The organism is Streptomyces sp. B5E4 (genome assembly GCF_039871555.1).
GTDB lineage: Bacteria > Actinomycetota > Actinomycetes > Streptomycetales > Streptomycetaceae > Streptomyces.
Genome location: NZ_JBDPMI010000001.1, coordinates 66,742 through 90,183 on the forward strand (window position 1 = coordinate 66,742; position 23,442 = coordinate 90,183).

Consider the following 23,442-nt stretch of genomic DNA (forward strand, 5'->3'; position numbering starts at 1 on the left):
GCGGCGCCCGCGCTACGCGGCCCCCGCCCCGGTCAGCGCCCGGACCTGGGTCTTGGCGTGCCGTACGGGATCGGCGGGCTCCGCGGACGTGACCGTGCCCAGCCAGCCCGCGAAGAAGCCCAGCGGCACGGAAACCAGCCCCGGGTTCTGCAGCGGGAAGACGTGGAAGTCCGCGCCCGGGAAGAGGGCGTCCGGGCTGCCCGAGACGACGGGCGAGAACACCACCAGCAGCACCGCGGGGCCGAGTCCGCCGTACAGGGCCCACAGTGCGCCGCGGTCGGTGAACCGGCGCCAGAACAAGGCGTAGAGCAGCACCGGCAGGTTCGCCGAGGCCGCCACCGCGAACGCGAGCCCCACCAGGAACGCCACGTTCAGGTCCCGGGCCAGCAGCCCCAGACCGATGGCGAGTGCCCCGATGACCGCGGCGGCCACCCGCGCCACGGCCACCTCGCCGGCGGATTCGCCGTCCGGGCCTTGTGCGGTACGACCCGCGCGGCGCCGCGCGCGGGAGCGGCGCACCGTCGCGTACAGGTCGTGCGCCACGGACGCCGACGACGCCAGCGTGATCCCCGCGACCACCGCCAGGATCGTCGCGAACGCCACCGCCGCCACCACCGCGAAGAGAACCGTTCCGCCGGTGGAGGCCGCGCCGCCGCCGAGACCGAGCGCCAGCAGCGGCACCGCCGTGTTGCCCGACGGGTCGTCCGCGCGCACGGCGTCGCCGCCCACCAGCGCCGCGGCGCCGAAGCCGAGCACGATCGTCATCAGGTAGAAGCCGCCGATCAGCCCGATCGACCAGATCACCGAGCGGCGCGCGGCGGTGGCCGTCGGCACGGTGGAGAAGCGGGCCAGGATGTGCGGCAGCCCCGCGGTGCCCAGGACCAGCGCGATGCCGAGGCTGAGGAAGTCCAGCCGGTCGGCGAGCCCGCCGCCGTACGCCAGGCCGGGGGCGAGGAAGTCCGCGCCGTGGCCGCTGCGCCCGGCCGCGGCCTCCAGCAGCGCGCCGGGGTCGCCGTGGAAGCGCAGCAGCACCAGCACGGTGAGCGTGAGCGCCCCGGCCAGCAGCAGCACGGCCTTGACGATCTGGATCCACGTCGTCGCACGCATCCCGCCGAGCACGACGTACGTGACCATCAGCGCGCCGACGCCCGCGACCGCCGCGGTGCGCGTGCCGGTGCCGGCGTGGCCGCCGGCCAGCAGCACCACCAGGCTGCCCGCGCCGACCATCTGGGCGACGAGGTAGAGCACCGAGACCGTGACGGACGAGATGCCGGCCGCGAACCGCACCTGCGGCCGGCGCAGCCGGGAGGCGACGACGTCGGCGAGGGTGAACCGGCCGCAGTTGCGGACGAGTTCTGCGACGAGCAGCAGCACCACGAGCCAGGCGACGAGGAAGCCGACGGAGTACAGCACGCCGTCGTAGCCGTAGAGCGCGATGAGGCCGGAGATGCCGAGGAAGGACGCGGCGGACATGTAGTCCCCGGAGATGGCGAAACCGTTCTCCATGGGGCTGAAGAGCCGGCCGCCGGCGTAGAACTCCTCCGGTGAGCCGGGCCGCCGCCGGCCCGCCCACAGCGTGATGGCCAGCGTCAGCGCCACGAACGCGCAGAACAGCAGCAGCGCGAGCTTCTGGTGCTCCCCGGTCACCGGCCCGGCTCCTGCCCCGGGTTCCCGCCGGCGCCGGCGGAGCCGTCCGGTCGGCGGGTCCGCATGGCGATGTCCCAGCGCAGGTCGAGCGCGGCGGGGTCGCGGTGCAGCCGGGCGTGCCGGGCGTACGCCCAGGTGAGCAGGAACGTCGTCGCGAACTGGCCGAGTCCGGCGAGCAGCGCGACGTTGACCGGTCCCGCGACCCGGCGGCCCATCAGCTCGGGCGCGACGGTGGCGACGACGACGTACGACAGGTACCAGACGAGGAACGCGAGCGCGGCCGGCACGACGAACCGGCGGTACCGGCTGCGGACGCGCTGGAACTCGGGCCCTGCGTGCACGGCGAGGTACACGTCGTCGTCGGCTTCGGGATCGCCGTCGTGCGCGCCGGAGTCCGCGCGCTCTGCGGCCCGCGGAGGGGGCGGTGCGGCCGGGGCCGGCTCCGGCTCCGGCTCCGGCTCCCAGCCGTCCCAGCCCCAGCCGGGGGCCGGGGCGGCGGGCACGTAGAGCTGCTCCCTCCGGTCGGTCGGCGCCGTCCGGGCGGGCCAGGGCGACGCATCCGGCCAGGGCAGCACGTCCGACCGGCCGGACCAGTCCGGCCGGTCGGACCACGGATCGTGGGGCGGGGCTGGCGGGGCCCCCTCGGGCCCCTGGGGGTTGTTCACCGCAGTGCTCTCCTTGCTCGGCGGGGTTGCCGACTGCCCAGAATGAGCAACGCGGGGAGATCACAGACGGGGCATTCCAGACCCTTCACACCTTCAGGCGATAGCCCTGGCGATTTCTGCCTCCTGGGCATTCCCTCCTGTACACACGACCGCGACGCGCTGCCCCGCGAAGGCGTCCGGGTGCGCGTGCAGCGCCGCGAGCGCCGCCGCGCCCGCGCCCTCCGCCAGGGTGTGCGCGTCGCGCATCAGGCTGCGCTGGGCGAGGGCGATCGCGTCGTCGTCGACGAGGAGGAAGTCCGCGAGCCCGGCGCGCATCAGCGCCTGCGGCAGCGCGAAGCCGGTGCCGGTGGCCAGCCCCTCGACCCGGGTGCGGTTGGGGCGTTCGACGAGGCGGCCGGCGCGCCAGGACTCGTACGCTGCGGGGGAGGCCGCGGACTGCACCGCCACCACCCGGCAGGCCGGGGCGACGGCCGCGGCCACCAGGCTCGCGGCGGCGGCCCCGCTGCCGCCGCCGACCGGGACGATCACCGTGTCCAGGTCCGGCGCCTGCTCGAACAGCTCCAGGTACGCGGTGGCCACCCCGGCGACGATCTCCGGCTCGTCCGCGGCGCTGACCAGCCGGGCGCCCCGCTCGGCGGCCAACCGCCCGGCGTACGGGCGGGCTTCGTCGAACGTCGCGCCGTGCTGGATCAGCTCGGCGCCGAGGGCCGTGACGGCGCGCGCCTTGCCGGGGTTGGGGCGCTCCGGCATCACGATGGTGCACGGCGCGCCGTGCCGGGCGGCGGCGTAGGCCAGCGACTGGGCGTGGTTGCCGGTGGAGTAGCCGACGATGCCGCGGGCGCGCTCCCCGGCGGTCATCGAGGCGAGCAGGGCGAGGCCGCCGCGTACCTTGAACGCGCCCGTCGGCTGGGTGTTCTCGTGCTTGACGAACAGGGCCGCGGCCGGCCCCCGGTCCAGCGCGGCGTACGACCACAGCGGGGTGGGCGGCAGCACGTCGCGGATCAGCCGACGGGCGAGCAGGGCGTCGGTGACGGTCGGAGTCCTCATGGCCCCCACGCTGGCAGCCGCCGACCCCCGGGTCCAGCACGGGGATTCGCCGTACCGCCGCGGACCGCCCCCGACGCCGGGCCCACGCCCGCCGCCGGCCCGCGGACTACACCGGGCCCGCCACCGCCGTCACCTGCTTCGCCAGCGGTGTCCCCGAGCCGTCCCGGCGCGGGTCCGGCTCCGGCAGCTCCACCGGACCGCCTGTGCGCCCCGCCGCGCGGGCCGGCACCGGCCCCGCCCAGGCGAACGTCAGGCCGTCCTCGCCCTTCAGGAACCGCTGGCAGCGCACGCCGCCCGTCGCCCGCCCCTTCCGCGGGAACTGGTCGAACGGCGTCAGCTTCGCCGTCTGTACCCATGCCCCGTCCAGCGCCCCGGTGGAGCCCGCGACCGTCAGCACCGCCGCCTCCGCCGCCGGGTCGACCACGTGGAACGCGACGACCTTCGCGCCGTCGGTGAGCTTCACGCCCGCCATGCCGCCCGCCGGCCGGCCCTGCGGCCGCACCTGCCCCGCGGGGTAGCGCAGCAACTGGGCGTCGCTGGTGACGAACACGAGGTCCTCCTCGCCCGTGCGCAGCTCCGCCGCGCCGACGATCCGGTCGCCGTCCTTGAGCGCGACGACCTCCAACTCCTCCTTGTGCGCCGGGTAGTCCGGCACCACCCGCTTCACCACGCCCTGCTCCGTGCCCAGCGCCAGGCCGGGCGAGGACTCGTCGAGCGTGGTGAGGCAGACGACCTTCTCGCCGTCCGCCAGCGTCAGGAACTCCGAGACCGCCGCGCCGCCGGCCAGGCTGGGCCTGGCCGCGGTCTCCGGCAGCACCGGCAGGTCGATCACCGACACCCGCAGCAGCCGCCCTTGCGAGGTCACCGCCCCGATGTGCGCCCGCGACGTCGTCGGCACCGCGGAGACGATCACGTCGTGCTTGACGCGCTTCGCCGGCGCCGGCTCGCCGAAGGGATCACCGTTGGCGGTACGGGCCAGCAGCCCCGTGGACGACATCAGCACCCGGCACGGGTCGTCGGACATCTCCAGCGGCACCGCCGCGGCCGGCTCCCCGCCGGCCTCCAGCAGCACCGTGCGGCGCTCGCTGCCGTACTTCTTCGCCACCGCCGACAGCTCCCCGGACACCAGCTTGCGCAGCTCCGCGTCCGACTCCAGGATCCGCGTCAGCTCGGCGATCTCCGCCGTCAGCCGGTCCCGCTCGGCCTCCAGCTCCAGCCGGTCGAACTTCGTCAGCCGGCGCAGCGGCGTGTCCAGGATGTACTGCGTCTGGATCTCGGAGAGCGAGAAGTGGCCGATCAGCCGCTCCTTGGCCTGCGCGGCGTTCTCGCTGGCCCGGATGATGCGGATGACCTCGTCGATGTCGAGCAGCGCGACGAGCAGGCCCTCCACCAGGTGCAGCCGGTCCCGGCGCTTGGTGCGCCGGAACTCGCTGCGCCGCCGCACCACCGTGAAGCGGTGGTCGAGGAAGACCTCCAGCAGCTCCTTCAGGCCCAGCGTGAGCGGCTGGCCGTCGACGAGCGCCACGTTGTTGATGCCGAAGGTCTCCTCCATCGGCGTCAGTTTGTACAACTGCTCCAGCACGGCCTCGGGGTGGAAGCCGTTCTTGATCTCGAAGACCAGCCGCAGCCCGTGCTCGCGGTCGGTGAGGTCCTTCAGGTCGGCGATGCCCTGCAGCCGCTTCGCCCCGATGAGGTCCTTGACCTTGGCGCGGATCTTCTCCGGGCCGACCGTGAAGGGCAGCTCGGTGACGACGATGCCCTTGCGCCGCGCGGAGACCTGCTCCACCGTCGCGGTGGCGCGGATCTTGAAGCTGCCGCGGCCCGTCTCGTACGCGTCCCGGATGCCGTCGAGGCCGACGACCCGGCCGCCGGTGGGCAGGTCGGGACCCGGCACGTAGCGCATCAGGGTCTCCAGGTCGGCGCCCGGATGCCGGATGAGGTGCCGCGCGGCGGCGATGACCTCGCCGAGGTTGTGCGGCGGCATGTTGGTCGCCATCCCGACCGCGATCCCGGAGGCGCCGTTCACCAGCAGGTTCGGAAAGGCGGACGGCAGGGCGACGGGCTCCTGCTCGCTGCCGTCGTAGTTGGGGGAGAAGTCGACGGTGTCCTCGTCGATCGACTCGACCATGAGCGTCGCGGCGGGCGCGGGGCGACACTCGGTGTAGCGCATGGCCGCGGGCGGGTCGTCGTTGCCGAGGGAGCCGAAGTTGCCGTGGCCGTCGACCAGCGGCAGCCGCATCGAGAACGGCTGCGCCATGCGCACCAGCGCGTCGTAGATGGCGGAGTCGCCGTGCGGGTGCAGCCGGCCCATCACCTCGCCGACGACGCGCGCGCACTTCACGTACGACCGCTCGGGGCGCAGGCCCATCTCGTTCATCTGGTGCAGGATGCGGCGGTGTACGGGCTTCAGACCGTCGCGGGCGTCGGGGAGCGCACGGGAGTAGATGACCGAGTACGCGTACTCGAGGAAGGAGCCCTGCATCTCGTCCACGACGTCGACGTCGAGGATCCGCTCTTCGAACTCCTCTGGCGGCGGGGCACTGCTTCTGCGGCGGGCCATCTCGGCTGCTGCTCCTCATCGGCTCGTTCACGGGCGGTCGGCGTGCGCCCCCATTGTGGACCCACGCGCCGACATCGCCGACCACGACCCGGCGCACAGCCCCCGGCATACAGTGGGGGCGCGACACCGGACGTCCGGTGTCGCGCGTACAGCAGCGATCGAAGGGACTCCATGCCCATGGGTCAGACGGCCACCCCGCAGGCCAACTCAGGCGGACTGACACTGGAAGAACACCGCTTGGACAACGGGCTGCGGGTCATCCTCTCCGAGGACCATCTCACGCCCGTCGCCTCGGTGTGCATCTGGTACGACGTGGGCTCGCGCCACGAGGTCGCCGGCCGCACCGGACTCGCCCACCTCTTCGAGCACCTGATGTTCCAGGGTTCGGCGCAGGTCTCCGGCAACGGGCACTTCGAGCTGGTGCAGTCCGCCGGCGGCTCGCTCAACGGCACCACCAGCTTCGAGCGCACCAACTACTTCGAGACCATGCCGGCCCACCAGCTCGAACTGGCGCTGTGGCTGGAGGCCGACCGGATGGGCTCGCTGCTCACCGCGCTCACCCAGGAGAGCCTGGACAACCAGCGCGACGTGGTGAAGAACGAGCGCCGGCAGCGGTACGACAACGTGCCGTACGGCACGGCGTTCGAGAAGCTCGCCGCGATGACGTACCCCGACGGACACCCGTACCACCACACGCCGATCGGCTCGATGGCCGACCTGGACGCCACCTCGCTCGCGGACTGCCAGGACTTCTTCCGCACGTACTACGCCCCGGGCAACGCCGTCCTCTCCGTCGTCGGCGACATCGACCCGGCGCAGACGCTCGCCTGGGTGGAGAAGTACTTCGGCTCCATCCCCGCGCACGACGGCAAGCAGCCCCCGCGCGACGGCTCACTGCCCGACACCCTCGGCGGCGCGCAGCGCGTGCCGCTCGCCGAAGAGGTGCCGTCGCGGGCGCTGATGGCCTCGTACCGGCTGCCCGAGGACGGCACCCGTGAGGCCGACGCCGCAGACCTGGCCCTGACCGTGCTCGGCGGCGGCGAGTCCTCCCGGCTCTACAACCGCCTGGTGCGCCGCGACCGGCTCGCCGTCGCGGCCGGGTTCGGGATGCTGCGGCTCGCCGGTGCGCCGTCGCTCGGCTGGCTGGACGTCAAGGCGTCCGGCGGCGTCGAGGTGCCCGCCATCGAGACCGCCGTCGACGAGGAGCTGGCGCGCTTCGCCGAACAGGGGCCGACGTCCGAGGAGATGGAGCGGGCGCAGGCGCAACTGGAGCGCGAGTGGCTGGACCGGCTCGCCACCGTCGGCGGCCGGGCGGACGAGTTCTGCCGCTACGCCGTGCTCTTCGGCGACCCGAAGCTCGCGCTCGGCGCGGTCGAGCGGATCCTCGGCGTGACCGCCGAGGAGGTGCAGGCCGTCGCCAAGGCACGGCTCATCCCGGAGAACCGCGCCGCCCTCGTGTACGAGCCCACGGCCCCCGCCGACGAGGCGGACGAACCCGGTGCGGCCGGCGCCACCGACGAGAACGCCGGTGCCGCGGGCGCCGCGAGCACGAAGGAAGACGAGGTTCAGGCGTGACCGCCGAGACGACCAGCATGATGACCTTCCATCCCCGCCCGCAGGGCGGCGAGGCGCGGCCGTGGGCGTTCCCGGCCCCGGACCGCAGCACGCTCCCCAACGGGCTCACGGTGCTCACCTGTCACCGCCCCGGCCAGCAGGTCGTCGCCGTCGAGGTGTGCCTCGCCGCGCCGCTGGACGCCGAGCCGGCCGGTCTCGACGGCGTCGCCATGATCATGGCGCGGGCGTTCTCCGAGGGCACGGACACGCACACCGCCGAGGAGTTCGCCGCCGAGCTGGAGCGCTCCGGCGCCACCATCGACGCGCATGCCGACCACCCGGGCGTCCGCGTCTCGCTGGAGGTCCCGGTCTCCCGGCTGCGCCGCGGCCTCGGGCTGCTCGCCGACGCGCTGCGCGCGCCCGCCTTCCCGGACGACGAGATCGAGCGGCTGGTCGCCAACCGGCTGGACGAGATCCCGCACGAGCTGGCCAACCCCGGCCGGCGCGCCGCGATGGCGCTGTACGGCGAGCTGTTCGACGCCGGCGACCGGCTCTCCCGCCCCCGCTGGGGCACGGAGGAGTCCGTCGCGCGCATCGACGCCGCGTCCGTACGGGCCTTCTACGACGCCCACGTCCGGCCCGCCACCGCCACCGTCGTGGTCGTCGGCGACCTGACCGGGGCCGACGTCGACGACGCGCTGGCCGGCAGCCTCGGCGGCTGGACCGGCACCCCCGCCGAGGCCCGCCCGCTGCCGCCGGTGGCCGCGGACGACACCGGCCGGGTCGTCATCGTCGACCGGCCGGGCGCGGTGCAGACGCAGATGCTCGTCGGCCGGGTAGGCGCCGACCGGCACGACGCCGTCTGGCCCGCCCAGATCCTCGGCACGTACTGCCTCGGCGGCACCCTCACCTCCCGCCTGGACGTCGTGCTGCGCGAGGAGAAGGGCTACACCTACGGCGTCCGCGCCTCGGCCCAGTCGCTGCGCTCGCCGGCCGACGGCACCGGCGCGGCGCTGCTGGCCATCGGCGGCTCGGTGGAGACCGACGTGACCGGCCCCGCGCTGGCGGACACCTGGCAGGTGCTGCGCTCGCTGGCCGACGGGCTGACCGACGCCGAGCGGGACGCGGCCGCGGACTTCCTGGTCGGCGTGGCCCCGCTGCGGTACGAGACGTCGGCCGCGGTCGCCGGCACGCTGGCCGACCAGGTCGAGCAGCAGCTCCCCGACGACTACCAGGCCCGGCAGTACGCCCGCCTCGCCGACACCGGCACGGTGGAGGCCACGGCGGCGGTGCTGAGCGCGTTCCCCACGGACCGGCTCGTCACCGTGCTCGTCGGCGACGCGGAGAAGATCGCCGAGCCGGTGCAGGCGCTGGGCATCGGAGAGGTCAGGGTCGTCTCCGGCTGATTGCCGGCTTTCCCGCGCCCTGCGGAAACCGGCCCGTAGCAGACCGAAAGAGCCCGGCGGTCGCGCCGGGCTCTTTCGCGTTCCTGCCGTCATTCGCATACCGCTGCCATACTGTTCACCCGGGCGGCGCTAAGGGGCGTGGATGATGCGGTGTGCGCGGTGAACGGCGGTATTTCCCAGGCGGTGTGTACGGCGATCCGCGACGACATCGTCTCGGGATTCTTCGCGCAGGGCGCCCGGCTCGCCGAGGAGCACCTCGCGCGCCGGTACGGCGTCTCGCGGGTGCCGGTCCGCGAGGCGCTGCGCACGCTGGAGTCGGAGGGCTTCGTCACCACGAAGCGGCACGCCGGCGCCTGCGTCGCCGAGCCCACCGCGCAGGACGCCGCCGACCTGCTGGAGATACGCGCGCTGCTGGAGCCGCTGGGCGCCGCCCGCGCGGCCCAGCGGCGTACGGAGGCCCATCTGAAGGTGCTGCACGGCCTGGTGCGGCTGGGCAGGGAACGGGCGCAGCGCGGGCACGTCGCGGAGCTGCCGTCGCTGAGCACGTGGTTCCACGAGACGCTGGCGCAGGCCACCGGCAGCCGGAACCTCACCGCGTTGCTGGTGCAGGTGCGCCGGAAGGTGTCCTGGCTGTACGGGGCCTCGCCGGCGGTCCGGACGGTGGAGGCGTGGGACGAGCACGGCGCGCTCGCCGACGCCGTGGCGCGCGGGGACGCGGAGCGGGCGAGGAGTCTGGCCACGGCGCACGTGGAGCGTTCGGCGGGCGCGTTCGAATTGCGCAGAACCGTGCGGGTGAGTTCCCGGAAACATGCCGTAAACACGGGAAGCGATCAGCCGTAACAAAGACGTGCCCGTGGAAATCGGGGATGCGGGTGAATATGCGGGGCCGCCGGAATCCGCTCCGCGGAAATCGGCCAATTCCGCCCGGCGGTGTGCGGGGATTCGCGCGGCGGTGCGTCAGACGGTTTCCGGCAGCTCGTCCAGGCCCTCCCGGACCAGCTTCGCCAGCCGGTCGAGCGCGCTGTCCGAGGTGTCGTCGTCGGAGGCGAGGACGATCTCGTCGCCGCCCTTGGCGCCCAGGCCCAGCACGGCGAGCATGGAGGCGGCGTTGACGGGGTTCCCGTCAACGGCCTTCGCGATCGTCACCGGGATGCCGGCGGCGGTGGCCGCCCGCACGAAGATCGACGCGGGACGGGCGTGCAGGCCCTCGGCCCAGCCGACGGTGACGCGGCGCTCAACCATGGTGTTGCCCTTTCCTCATTCTAGTTGTCTAGACCATTCTTGCACGCGCGCCGAGCCTGCCGGACCGCGGCCGGCCTGTGCTTACGTCCCGGAGCGCGGCCCTGCGCCGCCCGCCCCGGCTGCCCGCGGTGCCCGGCACGCTCCGCGGTCACCTCAGACTGCCCTGCCGCGCCCGCTCCCGCCAGCGTGCGCGGACCGTAACCTGGGCCCCATGGCCACCCCGTCGGCACTCGAGTACCCCACCCACTGGGAAGCCGACGTCGTGCTGCGCGACGGCGGCACCGCACAGGTCAGGCCGATCGTCCCGGACGACGCCGACCGGCTCGTCGCGTTCTTCGACCGGGTCTCCGACGAGTCCAAGTACCTGCGTTTCTTCGCCCCGCACCCCCGGCTGTCCGCCAGCGACGTACACCGCTTCACCCACCACGACTACGTCGACCGGGTGGGCCTGGCCGCCGTCGTCGGCGACGCCTTCATCGCCACCGTGCGCTACGACCGCATCGAACCGGCGGCCGACGGCGCGACGCAGGCCGAAGTCGCGTTCCTCGTCCAGGACGACCAGCAGGGCCGCGGCGTCGCCTCCGCGCTGCTGGAGCACATCGCCGCCTGCGCCCGCGAGCGCGGCGTACGCCGCTTCGTCGCCGACGTGCTCCCCGCCAACAGCCGCATGATGAAGGTGTTCACGGACGCCGGCTACACCCAGAAGCGCAGCTTCGAGGACGGCGTCGTGCGGCTGGAGTTCGAGCTGGAGCCCACCGAACGCTCGCTCGCCGTCATGCACGCCCGCGAGCAGCGCGCCGAGGCCCGCTCCGTCCAACGGCTGCTCGCACCGCGCTCCGTCGCCGTGATCGGCGTCGGCCGCCGCCCCGGCGGTGTCGGCCGCACCGTCCTCGCCAACCTCCTCGCCGCCGGCTTCACCGGCCGCCTCTACGCCGTCAACCACGCGTACCCCGAGGGCCAGGACCGGCTGCTGCCCGAGGACGTCCCCGCCCGCCGCTCCGTCCACGACATCGACGAGCCCGTCGACCTCGCCGTCGTGGCCGTGCCCGCCGCCCGTGTCCCCGGCGTCGTCGACGACTGCGGCGAACAGGGCGTCCAAGGGCTCGTCGTGCTCTCCTCCGGCTACGCCGAGGCGGGCGCCGCCGGCCGCGCGCGCCAGCGCGACCTCGTCCGGCAGGCCCGCGGCCACGGCATGCGGGTCATCGGCCCCAACGCCTTCGGCGTCCTCAACACCGCCCCGCCCGTACGCCTGAACGCCACGCTGGCCCCCGAGCCCGCGGGCAGCGGCCGCGTCGGGGTCTTCACCCAGTCCGGCGCCATCGGCATCGCGCTGCTGTCCGGGCTGCGCCGGCGGCCGGGCGCGGCGCTCACCGGCGTGTCCACGTTCGTCTCCGCGGGCAACCGCGCCGACGTCTCCGGCAACGACCTGCTGCAGTACTGGCACGACGACGCCGCCACCGACGTCGTCCTCATGTACCTCGAATCCCTCGGCAACCCGCGGAAGTTCACCCGCCTGGCCCGCCGCACGGCCGCCGAGAAGCCGGTCGTGGTCGTCAAGGGCGCCCGGCACAGCGCCAGTACGCCGCCCGGCCACGCCGTGCCCGGCACCTCGGTGCCCGCCGAGACCGTCGGCGCGCTGCTGCGCCAGGCCGGCGTCGTCGCCGTCGACACCGTCACCGAACTCGTCGACACCGGGCTGCTGCTCGCCGCCCAGCCGCTGCCCGCCGGGCCGCGGGTCGCGATCGTCGGCAACTCCGACTCCCTCGGCCTCCTCGCGTACGACGCCTGCCGCGCCGCCGGGCTGCGCCCGCTGCCCCCGCGCGACCTGACCGCCGCCGCGGCGCCGGAGGACTTCCGGGCCGCCGTCGCCGGCGCGCTGGCCGCGGACGGCTGCGACGCGGTGCTGGTGACGGCCATCCCGTGGGTCGCCGACCCCGACGTGCCCGCGCTCGCCGCGGTGCCCGGCCCGCAGGACGCGGGGGCGCTCGCGGACGCGCTGCGCGCGGCGGCTGCCGGTGCGACGAAGCCGGTGGCCGTCGTCCACCTGGAGATCGAGGGCCTGCCCGGCGCCCTGGCGGCCCCGCCGGACGGCATCCCGACCTACCCGGCGGGGGAGCGGGCCGCGCGGGCCCTGGCGCAGGCGGTGCGGTACGCCCAGTGGCGCCGCCGCGCGGCCGATCCGGGGCGGGTGCCGGAGTACGACGACCTGGACCCCGCGGGGGCGGCCGAGGACATCGCCGGGCTGGTGGGGGAGCGGAGCCGGGCGGCGGGTGCCGGCGACGGTGTCCCGCCGGACTGGGCGCCGGGCGGCGCGTGGCGGCCGGCGCAGGGCGAAGGCACGGCCGGGGCCGGGCCCGGTCCGGCGAGATCCGGAGCCGCCGGCTCTGCCGCGGGCGGAGGGCCGGAGGACGCCGCCGGTACGGCAGCGGCGCGTACGGTCCCGCACGTCCCCGCGCCACCCGCCCCGTACCCGGAAGGCGTGCCCGTCGACGTCCCCGAGCAGGCCGCGGCGCGCCTGCTCGGCCGGTACGGGATCACGGTGCTGCCCGCGCTGCCCGCCCCCGACCCGGCCGCCGCCGCGGCCGCCGCCGCCCGGCTCGGCTACCCCGTGGCGCTCAAGACCACCGCCGTCCACCTGCGGCACCGCCCCGACCTCGGCGGCGTCCGCCTCGACCTCGCCGGCGAGGAGCAGTTGCGCCTCGCCCACGCCGAGCTGACCGGCACCCTCGGCGCCGCCGCCGAGCTGCAGCCCGTGGTGCAGGCCATGGCCCCGCGCGGCGTCGACACCGTCGTACGGGCCACCGTCGATCCCGGCGTCGGCGCGGTGCTCTCCTTCGGCCTGGCCGGCGCCCCCTCCGAACTGCTCGGCGATCTCGCGCACCGGCTCGTGCCCGCCACCGACCGGGACGCCGCCGAGCTGATCCGCGCCATCCGCGGCGCCCCGCTGCTCTTCGGCTGGCGCGGCGCCCAGCCGGTGGACACCGCGGCGCTGGAGGAGCTGCTGCTGCGATTGTCGATCTTCGTCGACGAGCACCCCGAGGTGGTCTCCGTCGAGCTGTCCCCGGTCGTGGTGGCCCCGCAGGGTGTCAGCGTGCTCTCCGCCGCCCTGCGGCTGGCCCCGCCGCCGCCCCGTATCGACCTCGGCGCCCGCCGCATGCCCCGCTACTGACCCGCGGTCCGCCGGGCGTGAGGCCTCCGACCGGCCCGGATGCCGGCCCGGGCCGGGGCCGGGGCCGGTGCGCGCGCCAACCCGCGTGCCCCGTCCGCCCCCCGGGCCTCGCGACAGCGGACCGGGGCGGGCCCTCCGGGCCGTAGGATGGGCGCATGGCTAAGACCGGGACCGCGACCAAGGGGCTGCGCGCGGCGATCGAGCGCAGCGGCTACTACCCCGCCCTCGTAGGAGAGGCGGTGGAGGCCGCCGTCGGCGGGGAGCCCGTGTCCGGGTACCTGGTCCACCAGGAGACGACGTTCGACGCCAACGAGGTCCGGCGCCACGTCACCGTGCTCGTGCTCACCGACAGCCGCTTCATCGTCAGCCACACCGACGAGCAGGCCGCGGACACCACCTCCCCGACGCCGTACGCCACCACCTCCACCGAGTCCGTCAAGCTCGCCCGGATCTCCTCCGTCGTCCTCAGCCGCGTCGTCGGCAACCCCGAGGCGTACACGCCGGGCACCCTGCCCCGCGAGGTCGTGCTGACCGTCGGCTGGGGCGCCGTCAGCCGGCTCGACATGGAGCCCGCCACCTGCGGCGACCCCAACTGCGACGCCGACCACGGCTACACCGGCTCGGCCACCGCCGACGACCTGAGCCTGCGCGTCAGTGAGGCCGGCGACGGCCCCGAGACCGTACGGCAGGCCCTGGCCTTCGCCCAGGCGCTCTCCGAGGCCACCGCAGCCGGCCCCGAAGCCTGATGGCCGCCTCGGGGGGGACACCGGGCGGCGGGATACGGCACAGCGCGCCACCGGCCGCCGGGGACTGGCCCGTGCCGCTCGACCCCGCCGCCGCGCCCGCCCCCCGCTACGGCACCCGCTCCCTGGCCGACCTGCTGCCCAGCGCCGCCGCCGGCCTCGGCGTCCCCGGCTTCGTCCCCGCCCTCGCCGGGGTCGAACCGGCCGACCGCGTCTGCGTGTTCCTCATCGACGGCCTGGGCTGGGAGCAATTGCTCGCCCACCCCGAGGACGCCCCGTTCCTGCACGGTCTCGCCACCGGCGAGCCGCTGACCGCCGGTTTCCCCGCCACCACCGCGACCTCCCTTGCCTCCGTGGGCACCGGCCTGCCGCCCGGCGCCCACGGCCTGCCGGGCTACACGGTGCGCGACCCGGAGACCGGCGAGCTGATGAACCAGTTGCGCTGGCAGCCCTGGACGTCGCCGCGCGCGTGGCAGCCGTACCCCACCGTCTTCCAGCTCGCCCACGACGCCGGCGTGCACACCGCGCAGGTCTCCTCGCCCGTCTTCGAGACCACCCCGCTGACGACGATCGCGCTCAGCGGCGGCACCTTCCACGGCCGGCTGTCCGGGGAGGAGCGGATGGACGTCGCCGCGGAACAACTCGCCGCCGCGGACCGCACCCTCGTGTACACGTACTACAGCGAGGTCGACGGCAACGGCCACCGGCACGGCGTCGACTCCGACGCCTGGCGCGGCCAGCTCGGCTACGCCGACCGCCTCGCCCGCCGGCTCGCCGAGCAACTGCCGCCGCGCGCCGCGCTCTACGTCACCGCCGATCACGGCATGGTCGACATCCCCTTCACCGCCGACGCCCGCTACGACGTCGACGAGGACTGGGAGCTGCGCGCCGGCGTCCGCCTCCTCGGCGGCGAGGGCCGCGCCCGGCACGTGTACGCCGCTCCGGGCGCCGCCGCCGACGTGCTCACCGTCTGGCGCGAGGTGCTGGGCGAGCGGGCCTGGGTGGTGAGCCGCGACGAGGCCGTCGCGCTGGGGTGGTTCGGGCCGAAGGTCGACGAGCGGGTACGGGACCGGCTCGGGGACGTCATCGTCGCCGCGGCCGACGACATCGCGATCGTCGCCACCCGCACCGAGCCGAAGGAGTCCGCGCTCGTCGGCATGCACGGCTCGCTGACCCCGGCGGAGCAGCTGGTCCCGCTGCTGACCGTACGGTCCTGAGACGTACGGCCGGCTACGGCGGGGCAGCGCGCCCGGCTAGTCCGCGGAGTGCACCAGCGTGAACCGCGCGCCCTCGACGTCCGCGACCTCCGCCATCCGCCCCGCGGCCGTCTCGTGCGGCTCGCGCACCTGCCGCCCGCCCAGCTCCACCGCGCGCGCCACGGAGGCGTCCACGTCGGCGACTTCGAAGTGCGTCGTCCAGCGCGGCCCCGTCTCGCGCAGCGTCTCCTCGTCGGCGGCGCACACCGACGCCACGGGCCGGTCCTGGACGTAGAGCGTCGCGACGTCGCCCTCCGAACGTACGTCGTAGCCGAAGACCAGCTCGTAGAACTTCGCGACCATGGTCGGCTCCGCCACCAGCAGGTCGTTCCAGACCGGGGTGCCCGGCCGCGCCCGCCGCCGGACCTCCGGGGGCCGCCGCGGCTGCCACAGCCCGAACACCGCACCCGCCGGGTCCGAGCAGATCGCCTTCCGGCCGGCCGCGTCGGCGTCCAGCGGCCCGACCCCCACCGTCCCGCCGCAGCAGCGCACCTGCTCGGTGGCGGCGTCGGCGTCGTCGGTCGCCAGATACGGGGTCCAGGCCACCGGAAGCCTGCGCTCCGGCGCGAGCGCGCCGATCCCGGCGACCTGGCCGCCGTCGAGGTGCGCCAGCCGGTACGCGCCGAGCGTGCGCGGGCCCTCCTCGAAGGTCCAGCCGAACAGGCCCCGGTAGAACTCCTCGGTCGTGTCCAGCCCGTGCACCATCAGGCTCACCCAGCACGGTGTGCCCGGCGCGCTGAGGATCGCTCCTTCGGACATGGCAGCCCTCTCTGACCATCGGAAGGTGGCGGTGGGTGACGTTCCGGTGACGCCTCTGCAGATATTTCCATCCCCCGTGCCGCAGTGCGCCCCCTCTGCACCGATCGATCTGAAGAATTGTCCGTCTCGCCAGGAGATATTCGCTTTCAGGTGTGGTGGGGCGGGGGTAGGAGGTGCGGCGCGACACTGCGCCAGGATGGCCTCCATGGATGCCATCATCTCCGGAATCGAACTCGCGAGCGACCTGGCGGGCCCGCGGCCGCCCGTCGTGCTCGACGTGCGCTACACGCTCGGCGGCCCACCCGGCCGTCCCGAGTACGACGCAGGCCACATCCCCGGCGCCGCCTACGTCGACCTGGACGCCGAACTGGCCGCCCCGCCCGGGCCCGCGGGCCGCCATCCGCTTCCCGACGTCGACGTCTTCGGCGCGGCCATGCGCCGCGCGGGCGTCTCCGGCGGCCGGCCCGTGGTCGTCTACGACGACGGGCAGGGCTGGTCCGCCGCGCGCTGCTGGTGGCTGCTCCGCTACACCGGCCACCCGGACGTCCGCGTCCTGGACGGCGGCCTGGCGGCCTGGCCCGGCGAACTCTCCCGGGCGGCGCCTGCCGACGGCGAGGGGGACTTCACGCCGGAGCCGGGTGCGCTGCCCGTGCTCACGGCGGCGGAGGCCGCCGTACTCGCCCGCCGCGGCGTGCTGTTCGACGCCCGCGCGGGGGAGCGGTACCGCGGCGAGACGGAGCCCATCGACCCGGTCGCGGGCCATATCCCCGGCGCCGTCTCGGCGCCGACGACGGAGAACCTGGCCGCGGACCGGACCTTCCGGCCCGCGGCGGAGCTGGCCGCGCGCTTCCGGGCGCTCGGGGCCGCTCCGGGCACGGAGGCCGGGGTGTACTGCGGCTCGGGGGTCTCGGCGGCGCAGGAGGTACTGGCCCTGGCGATCGCGGGCATCCCCGCGGCGCTGTACCCGGGTTCGTGGTCGGAGTGGGTGGCGGACCCGGCGCGGCCGGTGGCGACGGGCGCGGAGCCGGGCTGACGGCGCGGGCGGCGCCGCCCGCGTACCCGGGCAACACCGGTGCGGGCGGCGTCCCTCGGGGTGGCGCGGCGGAAGGCGGGGGCGGGGGGGGGCGCGGGGACGAATCCCTGCGAACCGCGCCCGGCCACACGGCTACTCCGGCTTCTTGCGCCTGCTTCCGAACACGATCTCGTCCCAGCTCGGCACCGCGGCCCGGCGGCCGGGGCGCACGCCGTCGGCCTCCGCCTGCCGGTCCGTCTGGCCTGTCAGCCGCTCCCGGTGCGCCGAGACGCTCCGCGGCATCAGCACGTCCGCGTACGCGGAACCCGCGCTCGCCGCGGGCGCCGGAGGCTCCTCCTCTACCGCGGGCTCGGGCTCCTCCTCCGGCGGCGCCGGCACCGGTCCGTGGACCGGCCCCGGCTTGGTCGCGGAACCCGCTGTCGCGGCAGACCCGTCGGACGCCGACGCCGAGGCGGACTGGTCCGGCACCACCAGGTCGCCCCGGAAGCTCGGCACCGCCTCCAGCAGGCTGGTCAGGGAGTCCCCGCGGTCCTCGCCGGAGCCGTCCCTGTCCCCGCGCCCGTCGGACGGCCGCTCCGGACTCCTGGGCAGCCGCGCGATCTTGGGCACGAACGGCAGGCTCGGCTCGGGCGAGGCGTCGGTCTCGCCGATCAGCGCGCGCGCCTCGTCGTCGACGGGCTGCACGAGCCGCCGCGGCGGGTCGTACGTCCAGCCGGCGCTGTGCGGCTCACCCGCGACGCGGTAGACGAGCAGCACCTCCCACGTGCCGTCGTCCCGGCGCCAGGAGTCCCACCGCGCGGAATCCTTCTCCGCGCCGCGCATCATCAGCCGCTCGGCGACCGCCTCGCCCAGCGCGGGACCGGCGCTCTCGCCGGGCCGCCGCAGGGGCGTCTTGCGGGCGCGCTCGGCCATGAACGCCCGCTCCGCGAGCACGGGGCCCTCGAAGCGGCGGACGCGGTCGACGGGGATCCCGGCGAGCGCGGCGACCTCCTCCGCGGACGCTCCGGCTCGTATCCGGGCCTGGATGTCGCGAGGGCGCAGATGGTTCTCGACCTCGATCTCGATCTGGCCGAGCCGCGCACGGTCGTTGCGCACCGCGGCGCGCAGACGCTCGTCAATCGGAAGGGTGTACTCCGTACTGTCCGCAGCCTTCAGCACCAGCCGTGTGCCGTCGTTACTGACCGCCACGACACGCAGTTCGGGCATGAGAACCTCCCGGTGGTGCCTGCCGACGTTCGGTGCGTCGCTGCTCTTACCGCTAGTCGAGTGTGGCCTGCCCGGGTGCAGCCTGCCACAACATTGCTGAGTTGCCCGGCGTGTCGGGTCTTGGAACCCGATGCGCCGTTATGACACGGTTACGCATTTGCAACGCAGCGGCCGTGATCGCCGCCGTCGGACGGACACCGGAGCACTGGCTCGCCCACAGTACTCCATTCGAGCCATGCGGGTGGACCGGCGCGCCACCGAACGCGGAACGTTGCACGGCAGTTGAGTCTGCCTGTTGCGCCCCGGTTCGATCAAGAGGTGCGTTGCATCACAGAATCCCCGGAATCGGAACTAACGGGTCCGTCCGTGCGCTCGTCCATGAGGGCAGGAGGCCATCGGAGCGATCTTGGGATGGAGATGCGGGGCACGGCGGACAGGACGACGGACGACGGGCGCGAGGAGAAGCGCAAGGGGAAGATCGAGCTCAGCGGCGCCCAGGTCGCGGGTGGTGCGTCGGCCACGATGGTCGCCGCGTTCCTCGCGTCCAGCATGGGCGTGTACGGCACGATCATCGGCGCCGGCGTCGTCAGCGTGGGCGCCACGGCCGGCGGCGCGCTCTTCCAGCACGTCTTCCGGCGTACGGGCCAGCAGTTGAAGGACGCGGCGGTGGCGGCGCCGAAGGCGCTGCACAAGCAGACGACGCCGCTGCACACCCCCGTACGCAACCGGGCGGACGACGAAACGCACCTGCTCAGGACCGTGGCGCCGGCCGCCGAGGACGAGACGCGACTCCTTCCGGGCCCGCCCGCTCCGGTGGACGACGCCACCCGGCTGCTGCCCACCGCGCGCCCCGCGGCAGGCGACGCGACCCAACTCCTGCCCACCGTCCGCCCGGAGCCCGACGACGCGACCACCGTGCTCGGCGCACCCGCCCCCACCGGCGGCTTCGGCGCCGCCAGCACCCACGGCACCCGCGCCCGCGGCTGGCGGCGCCTCGCGCTGGTCGCCGCCGGGACGTTCGTGGCCGTGATGGCCGTGGTCTTCGGCATCGAGAAGTTCACCGGCGGCCCGCTCTCCAACGCCTGGGGCGACGACCGCACCGGCACGTCTTTCAGCCCCGGCGAACGAAAGTCCGACTCCCCGCCGGCCCCCGGCGACGGCGGCCACACCCCCGACGACACCCCCGAGCCCGGCGCCGAGGAGACCGGCGAGACCGGCGGCACCCCCGGCACCGGCTCCGGCGAACCCACCGACGGCGGCACCGGCTCCCCGGACGACGGCACCGGCGAACACCCCGACCCCGGCGGCACGTCCACCCCGCAGCCCGGCGGCGGGGACCGCCCCGCCCCCGGCACCGGGGACGGCGGCACGACGCCGGCCCCCACGCCCACCCCGACGCCGCCGGAGACCGGTGAGACGCCCCAGGAGCCCGGCGCCGGGGAGACGCCGGCGACCCCGCAGCCGGACGGCGCAGGCGCACCGGGGGCGGCGGAGTAGCCGCCCCCCGGGGACGCTCAGTCCCCCAACACCCGCCGCAAGTAGTCGTTCCCGAACACCCGGCCGGGATCCAGCCGGTCCCGTACCGCTGTGAACTCCCCGAACCGCGGGTACACCCCCGCCAGATACTCCGCGTCCCGGCTGTGCAGCTTCCCCCAGTGCGGCCGGCCGCCGTGCGCCGTCATGATCCGCTCCACCGCCGTGAAGTACGCCTGGTGCGGCGTCCCCCGGTACAGGTGCACCGCGACGTACGCCGTGTCCCGCCCCGACGCCGTCGACAGCGGGATGTCGTCCGCGGGCGCGACCCGTACCTCCACCGGGAAGCTGATCCGCAGCCCGGACCGGTCGACCATCGCCTTCAGCTCCCGGATCGCGGACACGGCCGCCGCCCGCGGCAGCGCGTACTCCATCTCCACGAACCGCACCCGCCGCGGGCTGGTGAAGACCTTGTACGGGATGTCCGTGTAGGTCCGCGCGGACAGCGCGCGGCTGGAGACCGCCGCGATGCCCGGGATCGCCGCGGGCACCGCCCGGCCCACCGCGCAGGCCGCCCGGAAGACGCCGTTGGAGAGCAGTTCGTCGTCGATCCACCCGCCGATCCGGCCGAGCGGCCGGGCGGGGCCCTCGCTGCGGTTGTTGCGCTTGGTGTTGCAGCGGCCGGTGTGCGGGAACCAGTAGAACTCGAAGTGCTCGTTCTCCTCGGCCAGTTCGCCGAAGGACGCGAGGACGTCCGTGAGCGCCATCGGCTCTTCCCGCGCGGTGAGCAGGAAGACCGGCTCGACGGCGAACGTCAGCGACGTGACGACGCCCAGCGCGCCGATGCCGAGCCGGGCGGCGGCGAAGACCGCCGCGTCCTCGCCGGTGTCCGCCGCCGTGTACGTACGCGCCCGGCCGTCGGCCGTCACCAGCTCCAGCGCGGTGATCTGGGCGGCCAGCGAGGCGGAGGAGCGGCCGGTGCCGTGCGTGCCGGTGGCGGTGGCGCCGGAGACGGTCTGCGCCATGATGTCGCCCATGTTGGTCAGCGAGAGACCCGCGGCGGCGAGGGCGTGGTTGAGCTGGTGCAGCGGGGTGCCCGCGGCGACGGTGACGGTGCCGGCCTCGCGGTCGATCTCGTGGATGCCGACCAGCCGCTCCGGGCGGATCATGAGCCCGCCGGTGGCCGCGGCGGCGGTGAAGGAGTGGCCCGTACCGACGGCCTTGACCTTCAGCCCGTCCTCGGTGGCGGCCCGTACGGCGTCGGCGGCCTCGGCGGTGGTGGCGGGGCTGACGGTGCGCGCGGGTCGTGCGGCGACGGTGCCCGCCCAGTTGCGCCAGGCGCCCGCGGCCCTCGTGCTCCCCACCTGATGCATCCGCCGTCCATCCGCTGAACGGGCCGGTCCCACGGCCCCTCGTCCCGGCTCTCCGCCCCCGGTTGGAGGGATGATACTCGCGCGTACGGAAAGCCCGGACGCCGGTGCCCGGCTCGGGCCCGGGGCGGGTGCATGGCAGGATCGAAGACATGTCAGACGTGCCGTCCCCCCAGCCGTACGACGCCCTTCTGCTGCTGTCCTTCGGCGGCCCCGAGGGCCCGGACGATGTCGTTCCGTTCCTGGAGAACGTCACCCGGGGACGCGGTATCCCGCGCGAGCGGCTGGAGGAGGTCGGGAAGCACTACTACCTCTTCGACGGCGTGAGCCCGATCAACGCCCAGAACCGCGCGCTGCTCGAAGCCCTGCGCAAGGACTTCGCGGAGGTGGGCCTCGACCTCCCGGTCTACTGGGGCAACCGCAACTGGGCCCCGTACCTCACCGACACCCTGCGGGAGATCACCCGGGCCGGGCACCGGCGGGTGCTGGCGCTGGTCACCAGTGCGTACGCCTCGTACTCGGGCTGCCGGCAGTACCGCGAGAACCTGGCCGAGTCGCTGGCCGAACTGGCCGCGGAGGGCCTGGAGCCGCCGCGCGTCGACAAGCTGCGGCACTACTTCAACGCCCCCGGCTTCGTCCGCGACATGGTCGTCGGCGTGGAGGCCGCGCTGCAGCGGCTGCCCGAGGACGTACGCGACGGCGCCCACCTGGCGTTCACCACGCACTCCATCCCCACCGCCGCGGCCGACACCTCGGGCCCCCCCGGGGACCACGGCGACGGCGGCGCGTACGTGGCGCAGCACATGGACGTCGCCGGGCTGGTGGCGGACACCGTGGCGGTGCTCACCGAAAAGCAGCGGCCCTGGCGGCTCGTCTACCAGTCGCGCAGCGGCGCCCCGCACATCCCGTGGCTGGAGCCGGACATCTGCGACCACCTGGAGGAGCTGCACGCCGCCGGGGCGCCCGCGGTCGTGATGGTGCCGATCGGCTTCGTCTCGGACCACATGGAGGTCCTGTACGACCTCGACACCGAGGCGGCGGCGAAGGCGGCCGAGCTGGGCCTGCCGGCGGTGCGGTCGGCGACCGTCGGGGCGCGGCCGGCGTTCGTCGAGACGCTGCGGAAGCTGGTCCTGGAGCGGGCCGCGGCCGAACGGGGGGAGCAGGTCGAGCGTCTTGCGCTGGGCCGGCTCGGGCCGAGCCACGACGTCTGCCCGGCGGGCTGCTGCCCGGCCCGTACGCCCCGGCCCGCGACCGCCGGCGCCGGCTGACGAGACCGCCCGCACCGACGGACAGCCGCCCGCGGCACCCACCCCCGCACCCGAGGAGCACCGTGCCAGACGAGCCCCGCCCCGAGCCCGCCGCCGCGCCCCACGACGAGCTGCTGGCCCTGGCGCTGGAGGCCGCGCGCCGCGCGGGCGAGCTGCTGCGCGACCGCAGGCCCGCCGACCTCGGCGTGGCCGCGACGAAGTCCAGCGCCATCGACGTCGTCACCGAGATGGACTTCGCCGCAGAGAAGCTGATCACCGGCTTCCTGACCGAGCGCAGGCCCGCCGACGGGATCCTGGGCGAGGAGGGCGCGAGCCGGCCCGGCACCAGCGGCGTGCGCTGGGTCGTCGACCCGATCGACGGCACCGTGAACTACCTCTACGGCCGTCCCGACTGGTCGGTCAGCATCGCCGCCGAGTACGCGGGCGAGGCGGTCGTCGGCGTCGTGGCGGCACCGATGCGCGGGGAGACTTACCACGCCGTTCGCGGCGGCGGCGCCTTCGTCAACGGCGTACCGGCGCACTGCCGGCCCGCCCCGCCGATGGACCAGGCGCTGGTCTCGACCGGCTTCAACTACGTCCACGACGTGCGCGCGCACCAGGCCGAGGTGGCCCGCCGGCTCATTCCCCGGGTGCGCGACATCCGCCGCGGCGGCTCGGCCGCGATCGACCTGTGCGACGTGGCCTGCGGCCGGCTCGACGGCTACTACGAGCGCGGCCTGAACCCCTGGGACCTGGCCGCGGGCGACCTCATCGCCCGCGAGGGCGGTGCCCTGACCGGCTCCCGGCCCGGCGGGCGGCCCGACGGGGACCTGACCGTCGCCGCGGTGCCGGGGCTCTTCGAGCCGCTCCAGCGGCTGCTGGACGAGCTGGGCGCCTGGCACGACTGACGGGCCCGGCCCGCCGCCGTACCGCCGCCTCACGCCGGACTGCGGGCGCTCTCGCCGGTCCTGCGGGCCTCACCCCGCCGCTCCCGGCGCACGCACCCCCGCCGGACCGCCGCCACCTTCCCGCCCGTACCCCGAAACCCCCGCGCCACCGGCCCGA

18 protein-coding genes are annotated in these 23,442 nt (G+C 75.1%); 10 read left to right on the top strand and 8 right to left on the bottom strand.

The window, feature by feature from the left end; genetic code table 11:
* Positions 1-12: 12 nt before the first annotated feature.
* The 4 genes from ABGA99_RS00245 to ABGA99_RS00260 form a co-directional block, all read right to left on the bottom strand.
* Entirely contained in the window at positions 13-1,647 is a 1,635-nt protein-coding gene (locus ABGA99_RS00245) for a cation acetate symporter (RefSeq protein ID WP_347581897.1), read from the bottom strand.
* Entirely contained in the window at positions 1,644-2,312 is a 669-nt protein-coding gene (locus tag ABGA99_RS00250) for a DUF485 domain-containing protein (RefSeq protein WP_347581898.1), read from the bottom strand. Before ABGA99_RS00250 ends, ABGA99_RS00245 begins: the two co-directional genes overlap by 4 nt.
* 93 nt (positions 2,313-2,405) lie before the next feature.
* Positions 2,406-3,359, bottom strand: a complete 954-nt coding sequence (locus tag ABGA99_RS00255; protein WP_347581899.1) for a pyridoxal-phosphate dependent enzyme — start codon at positions 3,357-3,359, stop codon at positions 2,406-2,408.
* A gap of 106 nt (positions 3,360-3,465) precedes the next feature.
* Entirely contained in the window at positions 3,466-5,919 is a 2,454-nt protein-coding gene (locus tag ABGA99_RS00260; RefSeq protein WP_347580713.1) for a DNA topoisomerase IV subunit A, read from the bottom strand.
* Between the two features lie 177 nt (positions 5,920-6,096).
* On the opposite strand from ABGA99_RS00260, the gene ABGA99_RS00265 reads away from it, so the two are divergent.
* The 3 genes from ABGA99_RS00265 (at position 6,097) to ABGA99_RS00275 (ending at position 9,719) form a co-directional block, all read left to right on the top strand.
* A complete protein-coding gene (locus ABGA99_RS00265) occupies positions 6,097-7,494 on the top strand; it encodes a pitrilysin family protein (RefSeq protein WP_347580714.1) in 1,398 nt (465 codons plus the stop codon).
* The gene (locus tag ABGA99_RS00270) at positions 7,491-8,879 is read left to right on the top strand and encodes a pitrilysin family protein (RefSeq protein WP_347580715.1); all 1,389 of its coding nucleotides are present in this window, start codon (positions 7,491-7,493) and stop codon (positions 8,877-8,879) included. The genes ABGA99_RS00265 and ABGA99_RS00270 overlap by 4 nt, the downstream gene beginning before the upstream one ends.
* A 150-nt stretch (positions 8,880-9,029) precedes the next feature.
* The gene (locus tag ABGA99_RS00275) at positions 9,030-9,719 is read left to right on the top strand and encodes a GntR family transcriptional regulator (RefSeq protein ID WP_347580726.1); all 690 of its coding nucleotides are present in this window, start codon (positions 9,030-9,032) and stop codon (positions 9,717-9,719) included.
* Between the two features lie 117 nt (positions 9,720-9,836).
* Here the strand turns inward: ABGA99_RS00275 and ABGA99_RS00280 are convergent, their stop codons facing one another.
* Positions 9,837-10,121, bottom strand: coding sequence for an HPr family phosphocarrier protein (locus ABGA99_RS00280; RefSeq protein WP_347580716.1), 285 nt, complete (start codon positions 10,119-10,121; stop codon positions 9,837-9,839).
* A 211-nt stretch (positions 10,122-10,332) separates the two neighbouring features.
* On the opposite strand from ABGA99_RS00280, the gene ABGA99_RS00285 reads away from it, so the two are divergent.
* The 3 genes from ABGA99_RS00285 to ABGA99_RS00295 all read left to right on the top strand — a co-directional run bounded on the left by ABGA99_RS00285 (position 10,333) and on the right by ABGA99_RS00295 (position 15,250).
* Positions 10,333-13,290, top strand: coding sequence for a GNAT family N-acetyltransferase (locus ABGA99_RS00285; RefSeq protein ID WP_347580717.1), 2,958 nt, complete (start codon positions 10,333-10,335; stop codon positions 13,288-13,290).
* Between the two features lie 155 nt (positions 13,291-13,445).
* Positions 13,446-14,036 carry a DUF5998 family protein gene (locus tag ABGA99_RS00290; protein ID WP_347580718.1) on the top strand — a complete coding sequence of 197 codons (591 nt, stop codon included), beginning with the start codon at positions 13,446-13,448 and terminating at the stop codon, positions 14,034-14,036.
* Positions 14,036-15,250 (top strand): nucleotide pyrophosphatase/phosphodiesterase family protein, encoded by a 1,215-nt coding sequence (locus tag ABGA99_RS00295; RefSeq protein ID WP_347580719.1) that lies wholly within the window; start codon positions 14,036-14,038, stop codon positions 15,248-15,250. The genes ABGA99_RS00290 and ABGA99_RS00295 overlap by 1 nt, the downstream gene beginning before the upstream one ends.
* 36 nt (positions 15,251-15,286) lie before the next feature.
* Here ABGA99_RS00295 and ABGA99_RS00300 read toward each other — a convergent pair whose 3' ends face one another.
* Positions 15,287-16,048, bottom strand: coding sequence for a VOC family protein (locus ABGA99_RS00300; protein WP_347581900.1), 762 nt, complete (start codon positions 16,046-16,048; stop codon positions 15,287-15,289).
* A gap of 205 nt (positions 16,049-16,253) precedes the next feature.
* On the opposite strand from ABGA99_RS00300, the gene ABGA99_RS00305 reads away from it, so the two are divergent.
* Positions 16,254-17,081: a sulfurtransferase gene (locus tag ABGA99_RS00305; protein ID WP_347580721.1), complete on the top strand. Its 828-nt coding sequence runs from the start codon at positions 16,254-16,256 to the stop codon at positions 17,079-17,081.
* A gap of 132 nt (positions 17,082-17,213) precedes the next feature.
* Here ABGA99_RS00305 and sepH read toward each other — a convergent pair whose 3' ends face one another.
* Positions 17,214-18,287, bottom strand: coding sequence for a septation protein SepH (sepH, locus tag ABGA99_RS00310; protein WP_347581799.1), 1,074 nt, complete (start codon positions 18,285-18,287; stop codon positions 17,214-17,216).
* 411 nt (positions 18,288-18,698) lie between these two features.
* Here sepH and ABGA99_RS00315 point away from each other — a divergent pair, with 411 nt between their 5' ends.
* On the top strand, positions 18,699-19,784 hold the full coding sequence (locus ABGA99_RS00315) for a hypothetical protein (protein WP_347581901.1): 1,086 nt from the start codon (positions 18,699-18,701) through the stop codon (positions 19,782-19,784).
* A gap of 17 nt (positions 19,785-19,801) precedes the next feature.
* On the opposite strand, the gene ABGA99_RS00320 is transcribed toward ABGA99_RS00315, so the two are convergent.
* On the bottom strand, positions 19,802-21,133 hold the full coding sequence (locus tag ABGA99_RS00320) for a D-arabinono-1,4-lactone oxidase (RefSeq protein WP_347581797.1): 1,332 nt from the start codon (positions 21,131-21,133) through the stop codon (positions 19,802-19,804).
* Positions 21,134-21,282: 149 nt separating this feature from the next.
* Here ABGA99_RS00320 and ABGA99_RS00325 point away from each other — a divergent pair, with 149 nt between their 5' ends.
* Together ABGA99_RS00325 and ABGA99_RS00330 are read left to right on the top strand one after the other, a co-directional pair.
* Entirely contained in the window at positions 21,283-22,398 is a 1,116-nt protein-coding gene (locus ABGA99_RS00325; RefSeq protein ID WP_347581902.1) for a ferrochelatase, read from the top strand.
* A 62-nt stretch (positions 22,399-22,460) separates the two neighbouring features.
* A complete protein-coding gene (locus ABGA99_RS00330; protein WP_347581903.1) occupies positions 22,461-23,285 on the top strand; it encodes an inositol monophosphatase family protein in 825 nt (274 codons plus the stop codon).
* Positions 23,286-23,442 lie beyond the last annotated feature (157 nt).

Excerpts from the sequence above, each read along its gene's own strand:
- ABGA99_RS00260 (WP_347580713.1), bottom strand. The coding sequence starts at position 5,919 with ATGGCCCGCCGCAGAAGCAGTGCCCCGCCGCCAGAGGAGTTCGAAGAG.
- ABGA99_RS00315 (WP_347581901.1), top strand. The coding sequence starts at position 18,699 with ATGGAGATGCGGGGCACGGCGGACAGGACGACGGACGACGGGCGCGAG.
- ABGA99_RS00295 (WP_347580719.1), top strand. The coding sequence starts at position 14,036 with ATGGCCGCCTCGGGGGGGACACCGGGCGGCGGGATACGGCACAGCGCG.
- ABGA99_RS00300 (WP_347581900.1), bottom strand. The coding sequence starts at position 16,048 with ATGTCCGAAGGAGCGATCCTCAGCGCGCCGGGCACACCGTGCTGGGTG.
- ABGA99_RS00255 (WP_347581899.1), bottom strand. The coding sequence starts at position 3,359 with ATGAGGACTCCGACCGTCACCGACGCCCTGCTCGCCCGTCGGCTGATC.
- ABGA99_RS00265 (WP_347580714.1), top strand. The coding sequence starts at position 6,097 with ATGGGTCAGACGGCCACCCCGCAGGCCAACTCAGGCGGACTGACACTG.
- ABGA99_RS00285 (WP_347580717.1), top strand. The coding sequence starts at position 10,333 with ATGGCCACCCCGTCGGCACTCGAGTACCCCACCCACTGGGAAGCCGAC.
- ABGA99_RS00320 (WP_347581797.1), bottom strand. The coding sequence starts at position 21,133 with ATGCATCAGGTGGGGAGCACGAGGGCCGCGGGCGCCTGGCGCAACTGG.
- ABGA99_RS00305 (WP_347580721.1), top strand. The coding sequence starts at position 16,254 with ATGGATGCCATCATCTCCGGAATCGAACTCGCGAGCGACCTGGCGGGC.
- ABGA99_RS00290 (WP_347580718.1), top strand. The coding sequence starts at position 13,446 with ATGGCTAAGACCGGGACCGCGACCAAGGGGCTGCGCGCGGCGATCGAG.
- ABGA99_RS00325 (WP_347581902.1), top strand. The coding sequence starts at position 21,283 with ATGTCAGACGTGCCGTCCCCCCAGCCGTACGACGCCCTTCTGCTGCTG.
- ABGA99_RS00280 (WP_347580716.1), bottom strand. The coding sequence starts at position 10,121 with ATGGTTGAGCGCCGCGTCACCGTCGGCTGGGCCGAGGGCCTGCACGCC.
- sepH (WP_347581799.1), bottom strand. The coding sequence starts at position 18,287 with ATGCCCGAACTGCGTGTCGTGGCGGTCAGTAACGACGGCACACGGCTG.